Raw genomic sequence first — 18766 nt, 5'->3', positions numbered from 1 at the left:
GCTCCGCCTACTGGTCCGCGGTGGCCCGGCGCGGCAGTTTCCAGCCCGGCCGGATGTAGTGGCAGGTGTACCCGCTCGGGTAACGCTGCAGGTAGTCCTGATGCTCGGGCTCGGCCTCCCAGAAGTCGCCGGCCGGGCTGACCTCGGTCACGACCTTGCCGGGCCACAGCCCGGAGGCTTCGACGTCGGCGATGGTGTCCAACGCGATGCGCTTCTGCTCCTCGTCGAGGTAGAAGATGGCCGACCGGTAGCTGGGGCCGCGGTCGTTGCCCTGCCGGTCCTTCGTTGTCGGATCGTGGATCTGGAAGAAGAACTCCAGCATCGTGCGGTAGTCGGTGACGGCCGGGTCGAAGGCGATCTCGATCGCCTCGGCGTGCGTGCCGTGATTGCGGTAGGTGGCATTCGGGACGTCGCCGCCGGTGTAACCGACCCGGGTGGAGACCACGCCTGGCTGCTTGCGGATGAGTTCTTGCATGCCCCAGAAACACCCGCCGGCAAGTATCGCTTTTTGGGTTGCCATTGCTCGTCCTCCTTAACCGGCCGCAATGCCGCCCAGGCTACACTCCGCCGATGAGCAGCAACGGTGCCGCGAAGTGACCACCCGTTCGTTCTCCCGCAGCGAACTGGCCGCCGCCTTCGAGAAATTCGAGGAAACGGTCGCCCGGGCCGCCGAGACCCGCGACTGGGACGCCTGGGTCGAGCAGTACACGCCCGACGTCGAGTACGTCGAGCACGCGGCCGGCACCATGCGGGGCCGCGACGAGGTGCGCGAGTGGATCAAGCAAACGATGACCACCTTCCCCGGCAGCCACATGATCGCGTTCCCCACGCTGTGGTCGGTGATCGACGAGCCCACCGGGCGGGTCATCCTCGAACTGGACAATCCGATGCGCGACCCGGGCGACGGCAGCGTCATCAGCGCTACCAACATCACGATCATCACCTATGCCGGCGACGGCCAGTGGAGCCGTGAAGAGGACATCTACAACCCGCTGCGCTTCCTGCGCGCCGGGATGAAGTGGTGCCGCAAGGCCCAGGCGCTGGGCACGCTCGACGACGACGCCGCCCGGTGGATGCAGCAAAACGGAGGATCTCAGTGAGCACCAGACCCAAACTCGTTATCGGCGCCAACGGATTCCTGGGTTCGCACGTAACCCGGCAACTCGTGGCCGACGGTCACCAAGTGCGGGCCATGGTGCGTCCGAACGCCAACACCCGCTCCATCGACGACCTCGAGCTGACCCGGTTCCATGGCGACGTTTTCGACGACGCCACCCTGCGCGAGGCGATGGACGGCGTCGACGACGTCTATTACTGCGTCGTCGACACCCGCGCGTGGTTGCGCGATCCGGCTCCGCTGTTTCACACCAACGTCGACGGCCTGCGCAACGTCCTCGATGTCGCTGTCGACCAACCCGACTTGCGCCGGTTCATCTTCACCAGCACCTACGCGACCGTGGGCCGGCGCCATGGGCACGTGGCGACCGAAGACGACGTGATCAGCCCGCGGGGGTTGACGCCGTATGTCCAGTCCAGGGTGCAGGCGGAGAACCTGGTGATGCGGTACGTGGCCGACGCCGGGCTGCCCGCCATCGCGATGTGCGTGTCAACGACCTACGGCAGCGGTGACTGGGGCGGCACGCCGCACGGTGCCTTCATCGCCGGCGCCGTCTTCGGGAAGCTGCCCTTCGGAATGAACGGCATTCGGCTGGAAGTCGTCGGCGTCGACGACGCCGCGCGGGCCATGATCCTGGCCGCCGAGCGCGGCCGGATCGGTGAGCGATACCTGGTCTCCGAGCGGATGATCGCGCTGAACGACGTGGTGCGGATCGCGGCCGACGAGGCCGGGGTGCCGCCGCCGCAACGCTCGATCTCGGTGCCGATGCTCTACGCCCTGGCGGCGGCGGGCACCCTCAAAGCGCGGCTCACCGGAAAGGACTCCGAACTCAGCCTGGCCTCGGTGCGCATGATGCGCGCCGAATCCGACGTCGACAGCAGCAAGGCGAAGCGCGAATTGGGTTGGCAGCCACGCCCGGTCGAGGAGTCGATCCGGGAGGCCGCCCGGTTCTGGGCGGCGATGCGGACCCCGCGGAAGAACGCTCCGGCCGCGCAGTCCGAATAGGCCCGGCCGGTGGACCGCATACGCGTCGATCTCCACGGGCCGCCACAGACGATGCTGGCGACGCTCTACGCCAAGGCGCTCGACGCTGACCTGCCGAACCCGATCCTGGGTGACCGTTATGCCAAGGAGGTCGTCGAGCGGATCGAGTACGACTGGGCGCAGACCACCATCACCGCGCGCAGATCAGCGTCGGTGACGACCCGCACCGCGCACTTCGACATCTGGGCTCGCCAATTCCTCGACGCGCATCCGAACGCCGTTGTCCTGCATGTGGGCTGCGGACTGGATGGCCGATACTTCAGGCTCCAGCCGGGCCCGCTGGTGGAGTGGTACGACATCGACTACCCCGACGTCGCCGAACTGCGCACCCGGCTCTACCCCGCTGCCCCGCACTGCCACGTCGTCGCCGCGTCGGTTACCGATCCGGCCTGGCTCGCGGAGATACCCAACGACCGGCCTGCGCTGATGATCGCCGAAGGGCTGACCATGTATCTATCCGAACAGAACGGCACAGCGCTGCTGCAACGGATCGTTGACCACTTCGAACACGGCGAGCTGCAATTCGACGCCTTCAACCGGACGGGTATCAAAACGCAGTGGATCAACGCGGTGGTGCGCAGATCGGGATCCAAGTTGAGCTGGGGCATCGACGGCCCGGACGAGATACTCGCGGCGGTGCCCGGAACTCGACTGCTTTCCTGGGTGCGGTGGTTTGAATCGGCCACCTTCGAGCGGCTTCCGCGGGCCTACCACCTGATGGGCAGGGCCATGTCCCTGGTTCCGGCCATGGCCAACATGGCGCAATATCACCGCTACGCATTCGGACCGCCCTGATCGGGAAGCGTCGGGCCCCGGCCCGTGTTGGACCGGTTATCGGCGTCTAGGAGGAACCATGAGCCATCCCGAAATCAAAGAGCCGAATGCCGGCCACCCGATCACCATCGAGCCGACCCGGGGTCGGGTGCAGGTCCGCGTCAACGGCGAGCTGGTCGCCGACACGACGGCCGCCCTCGAATTGCGCGAGGCGACTTTGCCCGCGGTGCAATACATTCCGATGAGCGACGTGGTGCAGGACCGGCTGACTCGCACGGACACCAGCACCTACTGCCCGTTCAAGGGGGAGGCCAGCTATTACAGCGTGACCAGTTCCGCCGGAGATACCGTCGAGGACGTGATCTGGACCTATGAGCAGCCCTACCCGGCGGTCGCGGCGATCAAGGGGCACGTCGCCTTCTACCCCAACAAGGCCGAAATCAGCGTCTCGGCGTCCTAGCAGATCCACCCGGGCAGAGCGGCCTCGTGAGCCCGGGTGTCGCTGTACAAACGCATCGAGACGATCAACCCGTCGCGGGTGTCGAAGATGCAGACGAACGGGCTGTCGTATTCGACGCCGCCGGTGGTGGTCCCGTTGGCCTGGGCCTCGACCACCACGGTTTCGCCCTCGTTGACGCAGCGCACCAGGTCGATGGTCAGCTCGAGTTCGGACTTGCGCCGCTCGACCGTTCGGCGGAAGGTCTCCTTGTCGCAGGAGTTGCGCGTGACCAGTGACCAGTAGGTGAAGTCGTCACTGAGCAGCGCGAAGCCTTCGTCGAGGTCGCCCCCCTCGCTCGTGCTTTGGAGGAACATCCAGGCCAGTTCGCCCTGCGGGTCATCGAACGGCGTCATCACACCGCAATATTGACTTGGCACCTCGTTAACGGTCAATTGGAGAGTCGGTCGGTGGAAGTCGCGCGCACGGTCACGTTCCCCGGGGCGGTCAGCTTCGGACACACGTTGGCGCCGCTGCGCCGCGGTTTCGGGGATCCGTGTTTCCAGGCGTCCGGTGACGGCGCGATCTGGCGGACCAGCTTGTTGCCGACCGGTCCCGTCACCGCCCGGATCAGCCGCGCTGCCGTCAACGCCGCCCATTGCCTGGCGTGGGGTGGCGGGGCTCCGGAGTTCGTCGAACGGCTACCCGCGCTGCTGGGCATGCACGACGACGCTTCGGATTTCGCGCCCCTGAATCCGGTGGTCGCCGACGCCCAGCGTCGGATTCCGCACTTGCGCCTGGGGCGCACGGGGCTCGTGCTGGAGGCCCTGATCCCGGCGATCATCGAGCAGCGGGTGCCCGGTGCCGACGCGTTCCGGTCGTGGCGCCTGCTGGTGTCCAAGTACGGCTCGCCGGCCCCGGGCCCGGCGCCGGCGCGGATGCGGGTGCCGCCATCGGCCGAAGTGTGGCGACGCATCCCGTCGTGGGAATTCCACCGCGCCAACGTCGATCCGAGGCGTGCGCAGACGCTGGTGGCGTGCGCGCGGCGGGCCGATTCGCTGGAACGGTTGATGGACCGTCCGGCCGCGCGGGCCCGAGAGGCGATGATGTCGTTGCCCGGGGTGGGGGAATGGACGGCCGCCGAAACGGCCCAGCGGGCGTTCGGCGACGCCGACGCGCTGTCGGTGGGCGACTATCACGTCCCCAAGATGATCGGCTGGACGCTCCTGGGCCGCCCCGTCGACGACGCGGGCATGCTCGAACTGCTCGAGCCGATGCGCCCACACCGCCACCGCGTGGTCCGGTTGCTCGAGGCCAGCGGGTTGGCATACGAGCCCCGGCATGGCCCCCGGCTGCCGGTGCAGCACATCAGCGAACTCTAAACGTGGTCATGGCCTCGCCGGGGCGGCGTTTTCAGCACCGGCCATCGGGTAACCCACAGCGAAGACGTGACCGTGTGCGAAACGGAGGAAATCGATGACACAGTTCACCATCCCGGGGCTCACCGACAAACAGGGAGCGCGGCTGACCGAACTGCTGCAGAAGCAACTGAGCACCTACAACGATCTTCACCTGACGCTCAAGCATGTTCACTGGAATGTGGTGGGACCCAACTTCATTGGTGTGCACGAGATGATCGACCCGCAGGTCGAGGCGGTCCGTGGCTTCGCCGATGACGTCGCGGAACGCATCGCGGCCCTGGGCGGCTCACCGCAGGGCACGCCCGGCGCGATCATCAAAGACCGCACCTGGGACGACTATTCGGTGGGCCGCGACACGGTCCAGGCCCACCTGGCCGCGCTGGACCTCGTCTACACCGGTGTCATCGAGGACATCCGCAAGTACATCGAGGAGACCGAGGAGCTCGACCCGGTCACCCAGGACCTGTTGATCGATCAGGCCGGAAACCTGGAGAAGTTTCAGTGGTTCGTCCGCGCGCACCTGGAGAGCGCGGGCGGGAAGCTGACCCACGAGGGTTCGACCACCGAGAAGGACGCCGCCAGCAGCGCGCGCGGCGCTTCCTAATCGCCGTCTTCGGTCCGACATTCGCGCTCGGCCGCGGCGGTATCGCGGTTCAGGCGCTGTGATTCGTAGATCGTGACGTTGGTGCGCGACATCAGCAGCGCGGCGATGCCGACGGAGAGGATCGCCCCGGGCACGACCGAGAACGAACCGGTCATCTCGGCGACCATGATCATGATCGCGAGCGGCGCCCGCGCCACGCTTCCGAAGCACGTCATCATGCCGACCACGACGAAGATCCCGGGATCGTGCGGAACACCGGGCAGGCCGGATAGCTCGCCCAGGCGCCAGACCGCGGCCCCGACGAAGGCGCCGATCACGATTCCCGGCCCGAAGAGTCCACCGGAGCCGCCGGTGCCGATCGACAGTGACGTGGCGACGATCTTGGCGACCGGCAGCACGACGACTATCCACAGCGGGATGGCCAATAGTGACCCCCGGTCGGCCGCCAGCTGCGCCCACCCGTAGCCGCTACTGAGGATCTGGGGAATCACCAGCCCCAGCAATCCGACGAGAAGCCCGCCGCTCGCCGGTTTCAGCACCGGGCCGCCTGGCAGTCGGCGGGTGAGGCGCACCGCGGCGTGGAATGTGCGCGCGTAGAGGTAACCGACCGCGAAAGCCGCCAGGCCGATGACGACGAACCACAGCAGGGGCCATGCCCTCTCGAATCGGTACTCGGCATCGATGTAGCCGAAGAGCGGATCGAAGCCGAGGAACGCGCCCAGCACCGCGTAGGCCGTGCCGGAGGTGATGAATCCCGGTAGCAGACAGCGATAGTCGAAATCGTCGCGGTAGGTGATCGACGCGGCCAGCACCGCCCCTCCGAGTGGCGCGGCGAAGATCGCCCCGATGCCGGCGCCGATACCCAGCGCCACCGCGATGCGGCCGTCCTCATCGGACAGGTGGAGCCGCCGAGCGAGTAAAGAACAGAAGCCCGCGGAGATCTGCGCCGTCGGACCCTCGCGCCCGGCCGAACCGCCCGATCCGATCGTCAGCGCGCTGGCCACCATCTTCACCAGCACCGCGCGGAAGCGGATGGCGCGCGGATCACCGTGCACGGCCTCGATGGCCTGGTCGGTCCCATGGCCGGTGGCCTCCGGGGCGAGCTTCGCGACGATGAAGGCGGAAATCAACGCCCCACCCGTCGTCACCAACGGGATGGCCCAGGCGCGGCGGAAAGTGGAGTCCCCGCGGCCGCCGCCCTCGCCCACGGGCGTCGGGATGTGGTAGCCCCCTAGATAGCCGAGTAGGAACTCGCCGGTGTACCTCAGCGCCAGATAGAAGACGACGGCTCCCAGGCCGGCGACGAAGCCGATCGTGACCCCCAGCAGCAACCACTTCTGCAGGTAGCCGGACCTCCTGATCGAGGCCCCGAATCGTCCGCCGGCGCCGGGGGTCGACGCCGCCGCGGGCTGGGTTTCGTCATCCGTCTGTTCGGTCACGGCGCGTTGCCGTCTCCCGGTCGTGGCACGCGTCCCCCGGACATCAAGCCATCCTATGCAGCCGCGCCGCACCACACCGCCGGAATAATCGGACCGCGGTCCGGTTATACGGGTAGTTCTCACTACGGAGGTTCACATGCCCGCCATCACCGCAAACACCCTCACATTGCCGCGCGTCGGAGCAGCCGCGCCCGCCGACATCGAGCGGCCGGTCCGATCGATCACCACCGGGCCGCGAGGCTACGAGGGCGAGGGCTTTCCGGTCGTCCGGGCCTTCGCCGGGGTCAGCGCCGCCGCCCTGGATCCCTTTGTGCACATGGACCAGATGGGCGAGGTGGAGTACCAGCCGGGCGAGCCGAGGGGAACGGACTGGCACCCGCACCGCGGGTTCGAGACCGTCACCTACATGATCGACGGCAAGTTCGCCCACCAGGATTCGCACGGCGGTGGCGGCCTGATCACCGACGGCGCGACGCAGTGGATGACCGCCGGTTCGGGCATCCTGCACATCGAGACGCCGCCCGCCGAACTCGTCGACAGCGGCGGGCTCTTCCACGGGATTCAGTTGTGGGTGAACCTGCCCAAGCGGGACAAATTCGCGGCGCCCCGGTATCAGGCCATCGAGGGGGGCGACTCGGCGTTGATCACCTCCGACGACGGCGGGACGCTGGTCCGCATCATCGCGGGCGAGATCGACGGTCACCGCGGGCCCGGCGTCACCCACACGCCGATCACGCTCGCGCACGCCACGATCGAACCCGGCGCCCGCATCAACCTTCCGTGGCGACGCGATTTCAACGCGTTGATCTATGTGCTGTCGGGCAGCGGATACCTCGGCCCGGTCGCTCATCCGATTCACGCTGGGCAATTGGCGGTGCTCGGGCCCGGAGATCGGATCACCGTGGGCGCCGACCGGGCACAGCAATCGGCGCGCATCACGGCCATGGATGTCCTGCTGCTGGGGGGCCAACCCATTCGCGAGCCGGTATTTCACTACGGGCCTTTCGTGATGAACTCCCGCGCGGAATTGGTCGAAGCATTGGAGGACTACCAGGCAGGCAAATTCGGCAGTATTCCGCCAAATGCGCTGATGCCGCACCATGGCGGTGGCACACTTTAACGGTGTCTTCACGGGTCAGCCGTCGGCCGGGACGGCCCCCTGCCGCAAAGGCGGACGAGACGCGACAGCGGATCATGCGGGCGGCTCGGCTGGTGTTCAGCGAACGCGGCTACGACGGCGCGACTTTCCAGGCCATCGCGGCCCGCGCCGACCTGACGCGTCCGGCGATCAACCATTACTTCTCCAGCAAGCGGGTCTTGTACCGAGAGGTGCTGGAGCAAACCAACGAAGCCATTATCGGGACCGGGATCAGAGAGGCCGAGCGGGAAGCCACGCTGCCGGCGCAGCTCGCCGCGTTCATTTCTGTTGCGGTGCGCGCCAATTCCGACACTCCCGCCGGGTCGGCGCTGATTATCACCGGAGTACTCGAGTCGCAGCGCCATCCGGAATGGAACACGACGGAAAACGATTCTGTCCGGATCGTCCGGGAGTTTTTAGTCCGGGCCGTCGATGCTGCAATCGGGCGGGGTGAGGTCCCGGCCGACTTCGACGCGTCGGCGTTGGTCGAGGCACTGGTCGTCCTGATGTGCGGGGTGGGTTTGTACGCCGGCTTCGTCCAGACCCCCGAAGCCCTGCTGGCCATCACCGGGATGATGCGCCGACTGCTTGAAGGCGCCTTCCGCGTGCCCGACGCGTAGCCGCAGTGAAGTTGCCCACAAAGCGTATAGGCTAACTAACTTATCCGGGTAGCATGGGCGGGTCATGACTGACCTGGACGCGTCGATACCGCCTTCTTTGAGATCAGCCGGGGACACCTGGACCATCACCGAACTCGTCGGTGCCACCGCGCTCGGCGTCGCTGCGTCGCGCGCCGCGGAGACGGCGGGAAACGATCCGCTGATCCGCGATCAGTTCGCCGGCCTATTGGTCTCGTCGGCCGGTCCGGCATGGGCCCGGCTTGCCGACCCCAACTTGGCCTGGCTCGACGGCGACGAGCAGGGACGCCGGGCGCACCGCATCGGTATCGACTACCAGGCCGTGCGGACGCACTTCTTCGACGAATACTTCGACGAGGCCGTCAAGGCCGGGATCCGGCAGGTGGTCATCCTGGCGGCCGGGCTGGATTCCCGGGCCTATCGCCTGAACTGGCCGGACGGCACCGCGGTGTACGAGATCGACCAGCCCAAGGTGCTCGAATACAAGACCGGAATCCTGCTGCAGCACGGCGCCGTTCCCACGGCGAGTCGCCGCCCGGTTCCCGTCGACCTGCGCGACGACTGGCCGGCGGCGTTGGCCGCGGCCGGATTCGACCGCACCCAGCCGACCGCCTGGCTTGCCGAGGGCCTGCTGCCGTACCTGCCGAGCGACGCGCAAGATCGCCTCTTCGAGATGTTCACCGCTCTCAGCGCCCCGGGGAGCCGGGTCGCCATCGAGGCGTTCGGCTTGAACTCCCGGAGCAATTCGCAGCGCTGGCTGCGGATGCGGGAACGGCTCGGGCTGGACGTCAACGTGCAGGCGCTGACCTACCACGAGCCGGACCGTTCGGACGCCGGCCAGTGGCTGAGCGACCACGGCTGGCAGGTGGAGACCGTCGACAACCGCGACGAGATGGCCCGGCTGGGCCGCCCGGTACCCGAAGACCTGGCCGAGGAGGCCGTGCGCAGCACGCTGCTGCGGGCGCGTCTCGGTGGGCCGGCCTCGTAAGACTTTCACCCTTTCGTCCCACGACCCGAGGAGCAACGCGATGAGCTCACTGCGCACCCACGACGACACCTGGGACATCAAGACCAGTGTCGGCAGCACGGCGGTCATGGTGGCCGCGGCCCGGGCCGTCGAAACCGAACGGCCAGACGCCCTCATCCGCGATCCCTACGCCAAGCTTCTGGTGACCAACGCCGGCGCGGGGGTGTTGTGGGAGCACATGCTCGACCCCGACGTCGCGGCCAAGATCGAAGCTCTCGACGCCGACTCCGCGGCGCAGCTCGAGCACATGCGCGGCTACCAGGCCGTGCGCACCCACTTCTTCGACACCTACTTCAAAGACGCCGTCGCCGCCGGAATCCGGCAGGTGGTGATCCTGGCGTCGGGCCTGGATTCGCGCGCGTACCGGCTCGACTGGCCTGCGGGCACGGTGGTGTACGAGATCGACCAGCCCCAGGTGCTCGAGTACAAGTCCGCGACGCTCGCGGAAAACGGCGTGACCCCGTCGACCGACCGCCGCGCGGTGGCCATCGACCTGCGGCAGGACTGGCCGGCCGCGCTGCGCGCGGCGGGCTTCGACCCGACGGCGCCGACCGCGTGGCTGGCCGAGGGCTTGCTGATGTACCTGCCGGCCGAGGCGCAGGACCGGCTGTTCACCCAGATCGGCGAGCTCAGCCCGGCGGGGAGCCGCGTCTCGGCCGAGACCGCGCCCGCGCACGCCGACGAGCGCCGCCAGCAGATGCGTGAGCGGTTCCGCAAGGTCGCCGACGAGCTCGGCATCGAAGAGACGGTCGACGTCGGGGAACTGATGTACCGCGACGAGCATCGGGCGGACGTCACGCAGTGGCTGAACAACCACGGCTGGCGGGCGCACGCGCAGCGCTCGACGGACGAGATGCGCCGGCTGGGCCGCTGGATCGCGAACGTCGCGCTGGCCGACGACGACGACGCCTTCTCCGACTTCGTCGTGGCCGAGCGGCTGTAAGTCTCCGCCCGCGGACAACTCCCGCTGCCTGACGATCTTCCGAGCCGCCGGCGGCTGCGCGACGGTCGTGGGGGTCGGCCGGATCCTTTCTACTGCTCTCCCAACCGGATGGTTAGGATCGCGGTTATCACCCACGAGCGTCGCGGGCCGCGAGCGCGGACGCCTCCGGGATGACCGAAGCAGGGAAGGACAATGATGACCACCGAATCGGTTACACCCACGACATCCGCCACCAATGGGGCGCCGGGCTCTCAGCCGGCGAACGTGCCCGCGACGGTGGAGCGGCTGCGCAAGACTTTTGCCACCGGCCGCACCCGCGACATCGAGTGGCGCAAACGGCAGTTGCTGCAGCTGGCCAAGCTGATGGAAGAGAACGAGGCGGCCATCGCAGACGCCCTCGCCCAGGATCTGGACCGCAGCCCGTTCGAGGCGTTCATCGCCGACGTCGCGACCACGGCCGGCGAGGCGAAGTATGCGGCCAAGCGGGTGCGCAGGTGGACGCGCCGCAAGTACCAGCTGCTCGAGATGCCGCAGCTGCCCGGCCGCGGCTGGATCGAATACGAGCCGTACGGCACGGTGCTGATCATCGGCGCGTGGAATTACCCGTTCTACCTGACGCTGGGTCCGGCGGTCGGTGCGATCGCCGCGGGCAATGCCGTCATCCTCAAGCCCTCGGAGATCGCCGCGGCGTCCGCGCACCTGATGGCCGAGCTGGTGCCCAAATACCTCGACAACGACGCGATCGCCGTCGTCGAGGGTGACGGTTCGGTCAGCCAGGAGCTCATCGCGCAGGGCCTGGACCGCGTGCTGTTCACCGGCGGCACCGAGATCGGTCGCAAGGTCTACGAAGGCGCCGCACCCCACCTGACGCCGTGCACGCTGGAGCTCGGCGGCAAGAGCCCGGTGATCGTGGCGGCCGACGCCGACGTGGACGTCGCGGCCAAGCGGATCGCCTGGATGAAGCTGCTGAACGCCGGCCAGACCTGCGTCGCCCCTGATTATGTGTTGGCGGACGCCAAGGTTCGCGACGAGCTGGTGAGCAAGATCGGCGCGGCCATCACCAAGTTCACCTCCGACAAGCCCAACGGCATGCGGATCGTCAACCAGCGTCAGTTCGACCGGATCAGCGGCTACCTGGCCGGCGGCGACGGCAACGTCATCGTCGGTGGCAAGTGCGACCCGTCGAGCCTGCGGATCCAGCCCGCCGTCGTGGTCGACCCCGACCCGGACGGCCCGTTGATGCAGAACGAGATCTTCGGGCCGGTGCTGCCGGTGATCACGGTCCAATCCCTGGACGACGCAATACGTTTCGTCAACTCGCGACCCAAGCCGCTGTCGGCCTACCTGTTCACCAAGACGCGGGAGACCCGCGAGCGGGTGATCAAGGAGGTGCCGGCCGGCGGCATGCTGGTCAACCACCTGGCCTTCCAGGTGTCGACGGCCAAGCTGCCGTTCGGCGGTGTCGGCGCGTCGGGGATGGGTGCCTATCACGGGCGCTACGGTTTCGAGGAGTTCAGCCACCGCAAGTCGGTGTTGACCAAGCCGACCCGGCCCGACCTGTCGAGCTTCATCTACCCGCCGTACACGGCGCGGGCCTTCAAGATGGCCCGCAGGATGTTCTGAGACCTCGAAATCGCTTGCTAGGACATCGTTTTCACCTTAGAGAGGAACCTGATGCCAGGAGTGCAGGACCGCGTCATCGTCGTCACCGGAGCCGGTGGGGGACTGGGGCGTGAATACGCCCTGACCCTCGCCCGTGAGGGCGCCAGTGTCGTCGTGAACGACCTCGGCGGCGCCCGCGACGGCACCGGCGCCGGCCACAACATGGCCGACCACGTCGTCAACGAGATCAAGGAGGCGGGTGGCCGGGCCGTCGCCAACTACGACAGCGTCGCCGAACCCGAGGGCGCGGCCAACATCATCAAGACGGCGCTCGACGAGTTCGGCGCGGTGCACGGCGTGGTGAGCAACGCGGGCATCCTGCGCGACGGCACGTTTCACAAGATGACCTACGAGAACTGGGACGCCGTGCTCAAGGTGCACCTGTACGGCGGCTACAACGTGCTGCGCGCCGCCTGGCCGCATTTCCGCGAGCAGAGCTACGGCCGGGTCGTCGTTGCCACCTCCACCAGTGGCCTATTCGGCAACTTCGGGCAGACCAACTACGGGGCGGCCAAGCTCGGCCTGGTCGGCATGATCAACACGCTGGCGCAGGAGGGGGCGAAGTACAACATCCACGCCAACGCCGTCGCGCCGATCGCCGCCACCCGGATGACCGAGGACATCCTGCCTAAGGAGGTGCTCGAGAAGCTGACGCCCGAGTACGTCGCGCCGGTGGTGGCCTACCTGTGCACCGAGGAAAACGCCAACAACGCATCGGTTTTCGTCGTCGGCGGGGGCAAGGTGCAGCGGGTGGCGCTGTTCCAGAACGAGGGCGCCAACTTCGACAAGCCGCCGACGGTCGAGGATGTCGCCTCGCACTGGGCCGAGATCGACGACCTCTCCGCGGCCAAGCAGGCCAACTTCAAGCTGTAGCGGCGGGATCAGGCGAGCAGTTCGTTGCGCAGGCGGTCGACATCCGCCTGCGCAATACCTGCGTCGCGCAGGTATTCGTCCAGCGAGCCGTGCGCCTCATCGATGGCTTGGCGCGCGGCCTCCAGGTACTCCGGCCGGACGCCGAGGACACCGTCAGCTAGCCGCGCCTTGGTGAACGTGACGACCTCCGGGGTCAGATCGACGTCGGAACGCTGTTGGATCATCTCGTAGATGTGGTCTCGCAGTTGCGGTACCGCGGCGTTGCTGCGCAGGTAGTCGGCGACGATGGTGTCGCGGTCGATGCCGACCGTTTCCAGCACCGTGGCGATCACAAAGCCGGTGCGGTCCTTGCCCGCAAAGCAGTGGGTGAGCACCGAATGCCCGGCCGCCAATAACGAAAAGACATGCCGCACAGCGCGTTGCGCTCCGTTGCGAAACGGGAATTGCCGATATTCGTCGATCATGTGGCGGACGGCGGCCTCGTTGACGGCCTCGTCGGATTGGTCGGGATCGCCCTGGAACAGCCGCCGAAACGCGGTTTCGTGTGGCGCGTCGTCGTCGCTCGGCTGGTCCTCGTCACCGAGGTCTGGGAACGGCAGTAGGTGGACGTCGACGCCGTCGGGAACCAGTCCCGGGCCGCGGCGTGCGACCTCCCGGGCGGCGCGCAGATCGGCCACGTCGGTGATACCCAACTCGCGCAGCGTCGCGCGGCCGGCGTCGTCGAGACGGCTCAACTCGCCGGAGCGGAACACCCGCCCGGGGCGAAGCCCGGGCGTCTCGTCGGCGACATCGCGAAAGTTCCATGCGCCGGACAGTTCCCGCAGTGTTTCAGTCATGTGTGACCGCCGCGGCGAGCGGAGACTTCTCCGCGCCGAGTTCGGCGCGCGCGATGGTCCGCATGTGCACCTCGTCGGGGCCGTCGAACAGGCGCATGGCCCGATGCCAGCCGTACGACCGGGCCAGCACCGTGTCCTCGCTGACCCCGGCGGCACCGTGCACCTGGATGGCGCGGTCGATCACATTGCAGGCCACCTGCGGCGCCACCGCCTTGATCTGCGACACCAACGTGTGCGCGGCCTTGTTGCCGTGCTGGTCGATTGTCCACGCCGCCTTGTGGCATAACAGCCGCGCCTGGTCGATCTCGTTGCGCGACTTGGCGATCGCCTCTCGCACCACGCCCTGTTCGGCCAGCGGGCGGCCGAACGCCACCCGATTCTGCACCCGGTCCACCATGAGGGCCAGCGCGCGCTCGGCCCCGCCGAGCGCGCGCATGCAGTGGTGGATGCGGCCCGGCCCGAGCCGGGCCTGGGCGATCGCGAAACCGCCGCCCTCCTCGCCGAGCAGGTTGGTGACCGGCACCCGCACGTTGTCGTAGATGATCTCGCAGTGGCCGGGCTGGTCCTGGTAGCCGAAGACCGTGGTGGAGCGGACGACCGTCACGCCGGGGGTGTCGATCGGCACCAGCACCATCGACTGCTGCTGGTGGCTCGCCGCGTCCGGGTTGGTGCGGCCCATGACGATCAGGATCTTGCAGCGCGGGTCCGACGCGCCGGAGGTCCACCACTTGCGGCCGTTGATGACGTAGTCGCCGCCGTCGCGCACGATGGAGGTCTCGATGTTGCGCGCGTCGCTGCTGGCGACCGCCGGCTCGGTCATGGAGAAGGCGCTGCGGATCTCGCCGCCCAGCAATGGCTCCAGCCACTGCTTGCGCTGTTCCTCGGTGGCGAACAGGTGCAGCGTCTCCATGTTCCCGGTGTCGGGCGCCGCGCAGTTGAGCGCCTCGGGCGCAATCTCCAGGCTCCATCCGCTGATCTCGGCCAGGGGAGCGTATTCCAGATTCGTCAGGCCCGACTCGGCCGGCAGGAAAAGGTTCCACAGCCCGCGCTCTTTGGCCTTGGTCTTCAGTTCCTCGACGATCGGCGGGACGGTGTGGTCGTCGGGGCCGGCCTCGTCCCGGTACTTGTCGTATTCGGCCTCGGCCGGGAAGACGTACTCGGTCATGAAGTCGGTCAATCGCTGGTGGTAATCGTTGGCTTTGTCCGACATCGCGAAGTCCATGCCGTCACGATAGGACACGTGTCGAGACGCCCTAGATGGCGAGCCTCATTGGTCACCTTCGCGACACTGAAACCACACACACGACACGCCGCGACGGGTGTGCGTGGATGCAGTCTCGCGGTAGACATGGCGCCATGACCGAATCCCGTCCGCCGTTCCCGCCGTTCACCCTGGAGACGGCCCTGCAGAAGGTGCAGGCCGCCGAGGACGCGTGGAACACCTGCGACCCGCACCGCGTCAGCCTCGCGTACACGCCCGACTCGCAGTGGCGCAACCGGGACGAGCACGTGGTCGGGCGCGACCAGATCGTGGCCTTCCTGACCCGCAAGTGGCAGCGCGAGCTCGACTACGCGCTGCGGAAAAGCCTGTGGGACTTCCACGACAACCGCATCGCCGTGCGGTTTCAGTACGAGTGCTACGACGCCAGCGGCCAGTGGTACCGCAGCTACGGCAACGAGCTGTGGGAGTTCTCCCCGTCCGGCTTGATGGCGCGCCGCGAGGCCAGCATCAACGACCTGCGCATCGACGAGTCCGAGCGGCGTTACTTCGGGCCCCGGCCGCCCGCGGAGCACGGCCAAGACATCCCGCTCTGGTAGCCGGCGGGCCACAACCCGGGGTATCCCGGCCCGGTCGGTCGCACGTCCGGGGCGGAATCCGGCAGGCGTTAAGGTAGCGAAGCGTGCGGCCCTAGCGGCGGCACATCCAAACGGCAGGAAAGTGGAAGCGGATGTACGCGCCATGACAGATGCGCAGACGACGGTAGGGGTGGTCGCCGAGTCCGGGGCCGACGAACGGCGGGTCGCGCTGGTGCCCAAGGCGGTGGCATCGCTGATCGGCAGCGGTGTGGCGGTGGTGGTCGAGTCCGGCGCGGGCGAAGGCGCGTTGCTGCCCGATCAGCTGTATACCGAGGCCGGCGCCAGCATCGGGGACGCCTGGTCCGCCGACGTCGTCGTGAAGGTGGCGCCGCCGACCAAAGAAGAGGTCGCCAGGTTGCGCCGCGGGCAGACCCTGATCGGCTTCCTGGCGCCGCGCAACGCCGACAACTCCATCGGCGCGCTCACCGAGGCCGGCGTGCAGGCGTTCGCGCTCGAAGCCATTCCGCGGATCTCGCGGGCCCAGGTCATGGACGCGCTGTCGTCGCAGGCCAACGTCGCCGGTTACAAGGCCGTGCTGCTGGCCGCCTCGGAGTCGACGCGATTCTTCCCCATGCTGACGACCGCGGCCGGCACCGTGAAGCCGGCCAGCGTGCTGGTGCTCGGCGTCGGGGTGGCCGGGCTGCAGGCGCTGGCAACGGCCAAACGGCTGGGTGCTCGAACCTCCGGATACGACGTGCGGCCCGAGGTGGCCGACCAGGTCCGTTCCGTGGGGGCGCAGTGGCTCGACATCGGCATCGACGCGGCGGGTGAGGGCGGGTACGCGCGCGAGCTCACCGAGGAGGAACGTGCCCAGCAGCAGCAGTCCCTGGAGAAGGCGATCGCCGGCTTCGACGTGGTGATCACCACCGCGCTGGTGCCCGGGCGGCCCGCGCCGCGCCTGGTGACCGCCGCGGCGGTGGAGTCGATGAAGCCCGGCAGCGTGGTGGTGGACCTGGCGGGGGAGACCGGGGGCAACTGCGAGCTGACCGAGCCGGGGCGCACGGTCGTCAAGCACGACGTGACCATCGCCTCGCCGCTCAACCTGCCGGCGACGATGCCGGAACACGCCAGCGAGCTCTACAGCAAGAACATCACCGCGCTGCTGGACCTACTGATCAAAGACGGCAAGCTCGCCCCGGACTTCGACGACGAGGTCGTCGCGGCGGCGTGTGTCACCCGTGCCGGGAAAGAAGGCGCATAGATGTACGACGAGCTATTGGCCAACCTGGCGATCCTGGTGCTGTCCGGGTTCGTCGGCTTCGCGGTCATCTCCAAGGTGCCCAACACGCTGCACACGCCGCTGATGTCGGGGACCAACGCCATCCACGGCATCGTGGTGCTGGGCGCGCTGGTGGTGTTCGGCGAGGTTGAGCACCCGTCGCTGGCCGTGCAGATCATCCTGTTCGTCGCGGTGGTCTTCGGCACGCTGAACGTCATCGGCGGCTTCATCGTCACCGACCGGATGCTGGGCATGTTCAAGGGCAAGAAGCGGGCGCCCGCCAAACTCGAGGAGCCCGCGGCGAAATGAACTACCTCGTCACCGTTCTTTACATCATTTCGTTCGCCCTCTTCATCTACGGCCTGATGGGCCTGACGGGCCCCAAGACCGCGGTGCGCGGGAACCTGATCGCCGCCGTGGGCATGGCCATCGCCGTCGCCGCGACCCTGATCAAGATCCGCCACACCGAATCCTGGGTGCTGATCATCGCCGGCCTCGTCGTGGGTGTGCTGCTGGGCGTTCCCCCGGCCCGGTTGACCAAGATGACCGCCATGCCGCAGCTGGTGGCGTTCTTCAACGGCGTCGGCGGTGGCACCGTCGCGCTGATCGCCCTGGCGGAATTCATCGAAACGAAGGGCTTTTCGGCCTTCCAGCACGGCGAATCGCCGACCGTGCACATCGTGGTGGCGTCGCTGTTCGCCGCGATCATCGGGTCGATCTCGTTCTGGGGCTCGATCATCGCGTTCGGCAAGCTGCAGGAGATCATCTCCGGGGCGCCGATCGGTTTCGGCAAGGCGCAGCAACCGATCAACCTGCTGCTGCTCGTCGGCGCGGTCGCGGCCGCCGTGGTCGTCGGGTTGCACGCGCACCCCGGCACCGGCGGAGCATCACTGTGGTGGATGGTCGGCCTGCTGGCCGCCGCCGGTGTGCTCGGCCTGATGGTGGTGCTGCCGATCGGCGGCGCCGACATGCCGGTGGTCATCTCGCTGCTCAACGCGATGACCGGGCTGTCGGCCGCCGCGGCCGGCCTGGCGCTCAACAACACCGCGATGATCGTGGCCGGCATGATCGTCGGCGCCTCCGGTTCGATCCTGACCAACCTGATGGCCAAGGCGATGAACCGCTCCATCCCGGCGATCGTCGCCGGGGGCTTCGGCGGTGGGGGCGTGGCCCCTGGCGCCGGCGGCGACGGTGGCGACAAACACGTCAAGGCGACCTCGGCCGCCGACGCCGCGATCCAGATGGCGTACGCCAACCAGGTGATCGTGGTCCCCGGCTACGGCCTGGCCGTCGCGCAGGCCCAGCACGCCGTCAAGGACATGGCCAGCCTGCTCGAGGAGAAGGGCGTGCCGGTGAAGTACGCGATCCACCCGGTCGCGGGCCGGATGCCCGGGCACATGAACGTCCTGCTGGCCGAGGCCGAGGTGGACTATGACGCCATGAAGGACATGGACGACATCAACGACGAGTTCGCCCGCACCGACGTCGCGATCGTCATCGGCGCCAACGACGTCACCAACCCGGCGGCCCGCAACGAGCAGTCCAGCCCGATCTACGGCATGCCCATCCTCAACGTGGACAAGGCGAAGTCGGTGATCGTGCTCAAGCGGTCGATGAACTCCGGGTTCGCGGGCATCGACAACCCGCTGTTCTACGCCGACGGGACGACGATGCTGTTCGGGGACGCGAAAAAGTCGGTGACCGAGGTCGCCGAGGAACTGAAGGCTCTCTGACCAGC

General features: G+C 67.8%; 21 protein-coding genes. 16 read left to right on the top strand and 5 right to left on the bottom strand.

What is annotated here, in order from left to right:
- Window positions 1–7: 7 nt before the first annotated feature.
- A complete protein-coding gene (gene msrA / locus C1737_RS18015; protein ID WP_102419080.1) occupies window positions 8–520 on the bottom strand; it encodes a peptide-methionine (S)-S-oxide reductase MsrA in 513 nt (170 codons plus the stop codon).
- A gap of 73 nt (window positions 521–593) precedes the next feature.
- On the opposite strand from msrA, the gene C1737_RS18010 reads away from it, so the two are divergent.
- Genes C1737_RS18010 through C1737_RS17995 form a run of 4 tightly spaced genes read left to right on the top strand, consistent with a single transcriptional unit; the run spans window position 594 to window position 3395 of the window.
- A complete protein-coding gene (locus C1737_RS18010; protein WP_067923108.1) occupies window positions 594–1100 on the top strand; it encodes a nuclear transport factor 2 family protein in 507 nt (168 codons plus the stop codon).
- Window positions 1097–2122: an NAD-dependent epimerase/dehydratase family protein gene (locus C1737_RS18005; RefSeq protein WP_102419079.1), complete on the top strand. Its 1026-nt coding sequence runs from the start codon at window positions 1097–1099 to the stop codon at window positions 2120–2122. The genes C1737_RS18010 and C1737_RS18005 overlap by 4 nt, the downstream gene beginning before the upstream one ends.
- A gap of 51 nt (window positions 2123–2173) precedes the next feature.
- Entirely contained in the window at window positions 2174–2956 is a 783-nt protein-coding gene (locus tag C1737_RS18000) for a class I SAM-dependent methyltransferase (RefSeq protein ID WP_102419078.1), read from the top strand.
- Window positions 2957–3014: 58 nt separating this feature from the next.
- On the top strand, window positions 3015–3395 hold the full coding sequence (locus C1737_RS17995; RefSeq protein ID WP_067923102.1) for a DUF427 domain-containing protein: 381 nt from the start codon (window positions 3015–3017) through the stop codon (window positions 3393–3395).
- On the opposite strand, the gene C1737_RS17990 is transcribed toward C1737_RS17995, so the two are convergent.
- Window positions 3392–3787, bottom strand: a complete 396-nt coding sequence (locus C1737_RS17990) for a nuclear transport factor 2 family protein (protein ID WP_067923099.1) — start codon at window positions 3785–3787, stop codon at window positions 3392–3394. The genes C1737_RS17995 and C1737_RS17990 overlap by 4 nt on opposite strands.
- 54 nt (window positions 3788–3841) lie before the next feature.
- Here C1737_RS17990 and C1737_RS17985 point away from each other — a divergent pair, with 54 nt between their 5' ends.
- Both C1737_RS17985 and dps read left to right on the top strand, forming a co-directional pair.
- Window positions 3842–4753 carry a DNA-3-methyladenine glycosylase gene (locus C1737_RS17985; protein ID WP_067923096.1) on the top strand — a complete coding sequence of 304 codons (912 nt, stop codon included), beginning with the start codon at window positions 3842–3844 and terminating at the stop codon, window positions 4751–4753.
- Window positions 4754–4847: 94 nt separating this feature from the next.
- A complete protein-coding gene (dps, locus tag C1737_RS17980; RefSeq protein ID WP_067923093.1) occupies window positions 4848–5396 on the top strand; it encodes a DNA starvation/stationary phase protection protein Dps in 549 nt (182 codons plus the stop codon).
- Here dps and C1737_RS17975 read toward each other — a convergent pair.
- Window positions 5393–6835: a chloride channel protein gene (locus tag C1737_RS17975; RefSeq protein ID WP_102419077.1), complete on the bottom strand. Its 1443-nt coding sequence runs from the start codon at window positions 6833–6835 to the stop codon at window positions 5393–5395. The genes dps and C1737_RS17975 overlap by 4 nt on opposite strands.
- A gap of 136 nt (window positions 6836–6971) precedes the next feature.
- Here C1737_RS17975 and C1737_RS17970 point away from each other — a divergent pair, with 136 nt between their 5' ends.
- The 6 genes from C1737_RS17970 to C1737_RS17945 all read left to right on the top strand — a co-directional run bounded on the left by C1737_RS17970 (window position 6972) and on the right by C1737_RS17945 (window position 13116).
- Window positions 6972–7955 carry a pirin family protein gene (locus C1737_RS17970; protein ID WP_102419076.1) on the top strand — a complete coding sequence of 328 codons (984 nt, stop codon included), beginning with the start codon at window positions 6972–6974 and terminating at the stop codon, window positions 7953–7955.
- Window positions 7956–7957: 2 nt separating this feature from the next.
- Window positions 7958–8593, top strand: a complete 636-nt coding sequence (locus C1737_RS17965; RefSeq protein ID WP_082972949.1) for a TetR/AcrR family transcriptional regulator — start codon at window positions 7958–7960, stop codon at window positions 8591–8593.
- Between the two features lie 64 nt (window positions 8594–8657).
- Complete coding sequence (locus tag C1737_RS17960; protein WP_068096309.1) at window positions 8658–9599, top strand: class I SAM-dependent methyltransferase; 942 nt, start codon at window positions 8658–8660, stop codon at window positions 9597–9599.
- Window positions 9600–9648: 49 nt separating this feature from the next.
- Complete coding sequence (locus tag C1737_RS17955) at window positions 9649–10581, top strand: class I SAM-dependent methyltransferase (protein WP_199182985.1); 933 nt, start codon at window positions 9649–9651, stop codon at window positions 10579–10581.
- A gap of 192 nt (window positions 10582–10773) precedes the next feature.
- Window positions 10774–12204 carry an aldehyde dehydrogenase family protein gene (locus C1737_RS17950; RefSeq protein WP_102419074.1) on the top strand — a complete coding sequence of 477 codons (1431 nt, stop codon included), beginning with the start codon at window positions 10774–10776 and terminating at the stop codon, window positions 12202–12204.
- Between the two features lie 51 nt (window positions 12205–12255).
- Window positions 12256–13116 (top strand): SDR family oxidoreductase, encoded by an 861-nt coding sequence (locus C1737_RS17945; RefSeq protein ID WP_067923075.1) that lies wholly within the window; start codon window positions 12256–12258, stop codon window positions 13114–13116.
- An 8-nt stretch (window positions 13117–13124) separates the two neighbouring features.
- Here C1737_RS17945 and C1737_RS17940 read toward each other — a convergent pair whose 3' ends face one another.
- Both C1737_RS17940 and C1737_RS17935 read right to left on the bottom strand, forming a co-directional pair.
- On the bottom strand, window positions 13125–13952 hold the full coding sequence (locus C1737_RS17940; protein ID WP_067923072.1) for a tyrosine-protein phosphatase: 828 nt from the start codon (window positions 13950–13952) through the stop codon (window positions 13125–13127).
- Complete coding sequence (locus C1737_RS17935) at window positions 13945–15162, bottom strand: acyl-CoA dehydrogenase family protein (protein WP_102420005.1); 1218 nt, start codon at window positions 15160–15162, stop codon at window positions 13945–13947. The genes C1737_RS17940 and C1737_RS17935 overlap by 8 nt, the downstream gene beginning before the upstream one ends.
- A gap of 146 nt (window positions 15163–15308) precedes the next feature.
- Between C1737_RS17935 and C1737_RS17930 the strand changes: the two genes are divergently transcribed.
- The 4 genes from C1737_RS17930 to C1737_RS17915 all read left to right on the top strand — a co-directional run bounded on the left by C1737_RS17930 (window position 15309) and on the right by C1737_RS17915 (window position 18761).
- Window positions 15309–15770 carry a nuclear transport factor 2 family protein gene (locus tag C1737_RS17930; RefSeq protein ID WP_102419073.1) on the top strand — a complete coding sequence of 154 codons (462 nt, stop codon included), beginning with the start codon at window positions 15309–15311 and terminating at the stop codon, window positions 15768–15770.
- A gap of 142 nt (window positions 15771–15912) precedes the next feature.
- Window positions 15913–17010: a Re/Si-specific NAD(P)(+) transhydrogenase subunit alpha gene (locus tag C1737_RS17925; RefSeq protein ID WP_102419072.1), complete on the top strand. Its 1098-nt coding sequence runs from the start codon at window positions 15913–15915 to the stop codon at window positions 17008–17010.
- Window positions 17011–17337, top strand: a complete 327-nt coding sequence (locus tag C1737_RS17920) for an NAD(P) transhydrogenase subunit alpha (RefSeq protein ID WP_067919175.1) — start codon at window positions 17011–17013, stop codon at window positions 17335–17337. It begins immediately after the preceding gene.
- On the top strand, window positions 17334–18761 hold the full coding sequence (locus tag C1737_RS17915) for an NAD(P)(+) transhydrogenase (Re/Si-specific) subunit beta (RefSeq protein ID WP_067919177.1): 1428 nt from the start codon (window positions 17334–17336) through the stop codon (window positions 18759–18761). The genes C1737_RS17920 and C1737_RS17915 overlap by 4 nt, the downstream gene beginning before the upstream one ends.
- The last annotated feature ends 5 nt before the right edge of the window (window positions 18762–18766 follow it).

This window comes from Mycobacterium sp. 4858 (genome assembly GCF_900240975.1).
In the GTDB taxonomy this organism is placed as follows: Bacteria; Actinomycetota; Actinomycetes; order Mycobacteriales; family Mycobacteriaceae; genus Mycobacterium.
This window is presented reverse-complemented; position numbering and strand designations above follow the sequence as displayed.